Genomic DNA, 2,061 nt, shown 5'->3' on the forward strand with positions numbered 1-2,061 from the left:
GCGTCACGGGCGCGGTCCAGCTCGGTCCGCGCCCGGATCACATAGTTGTTCGTATCCGCCCAACTCTGCTGTGTCACGGTCCTTCTCCTTGCTGGTCGAAACGGGGTGCTGCCGGTGTGTCGTACGCTAACGATCACCGTCCCGAACTCGGGGGCGGCTACCCTGGACGGGATGTGCCGCTCCATTGCCGAGGGATACCGCCGTTGCCCCGGATGCAACGATCCGCTGCGCCGAACGCTGATCAACGTGCGCCAGCGCATCGGCCGGTACGAACGGGCCGCGAAACGCGCCGGGAAGGCCCAGCAGTGGGATCGGGTGGAACACTACGTGGACCTACTCGACCGCGATTGCGCGCAGCACGACCAGCTCACCCGACTCGACCCGCCCCCGCCGCCGCCGAGCCGCGCGGGAGAGTTCACCGCCGAGGCCACCGCCTCATGGTCCGAGGATGCTCTCGTGGCCGCCGTGTCCGACGTGCAGGGCGACCCGGAGGCGCTGGACGCGCTCATGAGTCGGTTGGACGAGCGCGAGACCGAGAAGCAGCGTGCGGCCGAGGCCGAACGCGAACGCGCCGACGCCGAAGCGGCCCAGCAGCGCCAGGCGGAGGCGCACTCGACGCCGCTGACCGACCCGACCCGGCGCAGCTCCCGCAGACTCACCGCCGAACAGCGGTGCCGGGAAGCCTACGACCACCACGTCCTAGAGCAGTACATGCAGGCCGAAGACGAGTGCCGCGGACACCTGCTCAACAAAAAAGGCCAAGCCAAAGGCGTGAACCCGGCAATGCTGTTCGAGGGACCGGCGCATGTCGCCCGCGCCTACGCCTCGAAAGAACTCCTCCAGTGGTGGGGCCGCAACGGGCGCACCACCTACCGCCAGTGGCGGTATTCCTGGCTGCAACGCCCCTCGGACCGTAAAGCCGCCGCCACCGCACAACGCCAGTCCCTCGGAGACGCACCCGCATGAGAACCCCAGACCCGGCCGGACTGCTCGCTCAGTCCGAAATTTTCGAGTTGCAAGAAGCCGGTGAGGCTGCCGCCCTGCGCGGTGATCCCCCGGGAAGCTGCCCCTACAAGGTCGCGCGGTCTCTAGAGGATCAGGCGCGGCGCAGCATGTGGAACCGAGGCTACGCCGCCGGGCGCACCCAACGCCGCAGCCAGCGATAGCCCCAGCACAACCAGGGTACTGGCGTACCTGATCGAGCAACTTGCATGTCAGTAAACCAATAATTATTGTATTACGTAATTACGTAAAACAAGCAACGCGTAAGGAGTGGTACACGTGGGTAACCAGCAACAGCGCGACGCGCTCGAAGCCGCGATTCGGGACGCTTGGCTTGCCGGGGACTGGGACACCGCCACGGAAAAGGCGGAAGAGCTCACCAAGTTCGACAAGGCGACCGGGATGGAGTTCGCCCGCATCTCCCGCGAACACAAGAACAAACGGGCACCGGGGCCGATCCGTCAGACCGGGCGGGCGTCCTAGGCTGCCGTATCCTGCGGGCATGAGCGACAACAACGTGTTCGATCTCGCCGCCTACCGTCACGCCGAGCATGACCAGGGCGAGACCTCGGACGGCGAGCTGCCGACCACTGGCGCGGAGTACCGCGCCGCGCTCGACAACCTCATGGAGTCGCTCAACAGTCAACCCGCGGATTCACCGTTGGGGCAGGCGCGCGTTGAATCCGGCGTCGCCGCCCTCCGAATGGCCCGTCGTCTGGCCGCCGACCTGCCCTAAACCGTTCCGGTGAACAGCAACACAACAATTACGTAAGCCAATCCTTATTGGTTTACCGAAATGCGCAATTACTCAACCCTTGTGAGGTGGGGGCCGTGCGCCTGATCCGAGGATGCCTCAACCTCGTCGCCCTCACGGTCGCCGCCCTGGCCGCGACCGTGGCGACGTTCGCCGCGCTCCCCTACGGACCGGCCTGGACGGTGGCACTGCTCGCCCTGGCCGCGCTGCTACTGACCGCCCGCGCGGCATGGCGGCACGCCGACGATCTCACCCACCTCGCCCCGCCGCGAGACGACTAAACGCCAGTCCCCCCCAATAACCAG

At 66.5% G+C, this 2,061-nt stretch carries 5 protein-coding genes; all 5 read left to right on the forward strand.

The features are described from left to right. Nucleotides 1-171 precede the first annotated feature (171 nt). The 5 genes from BM150_RS23455 to BM150_RS23470 all read left to right on the forward strand — a co-directional run bounded on the left by BM150_RS23455 (nt 172) and on the right by BM150_RS23470 (nt 2,037). Nucleotides 172-966 (forward strand): hypothetical protein, encoded by a 795-nt coding sequence (locus tag BM150_RS23455; protein ID WP_092930265.1) that lies wholly within the window; start codon nt 172-174, stop codon nt 964-966. After that, a complete protein-coding gene (locus tag BM150_RS23940; protein WP_139219652.1) occupies nt 963-1,166 on the forward strand; it encodes an Rmf/CrpP fold protein in 204 nt (67 codons plus the stop codon). Before BM150_RS23455 ends, BM150_RS23940 begins: the two co-directional genes overlap by 4 nt. Before the next feature lie 115 nt (nt 1,167-1,281). Next, a complete protein-coding gene (locus BM150_RS23460; protein WP_092930268.1) occupies nt 1,282-1,485 on the forward strand; it encodes a hypothetical protein in 204 nt (67 codons plus the stop codon). Nucleotides 1,486-1,504: 19 nt separating this feature from the next. Beyond that, nucleotides 1,505-1,738: a hypothetical protein gene (locus tag BM150_RS23465; protein ID WP_092930271.1), complete on the forward strand. Its 234-nt coding sequence runs from the start codon at nt 1,505-1,507 to the stop codon at nt 1,736-1,738. 95 nt (nt 1,739-1,833) lie between these two features. Further along, on the forward strand, nt 1,834-2,037 hold the full coding sequence (locus BM150_RS23470) for a hypothetical protein (protein ID WP_139219653.1): 204 nt from the start codon (nt 1,834-1,836) through the stop codon (nt 2,035-2,037). Nucleotides 2,038-2,061: the final 24 nt, after the last annotated feature.

Origin of the sequence: Actinopolyspora alba (genome assembly GCF_900112765.1) — a bacterium.
In the GTDB taxonomy this organism is placed as follows: domain Bacteria; phylum Actinomycetota; class Actinomycetes; order Mycobacteriales; family Pseudonocardiaceae; genus Actinopolyspora; species Actinopolyspora alba.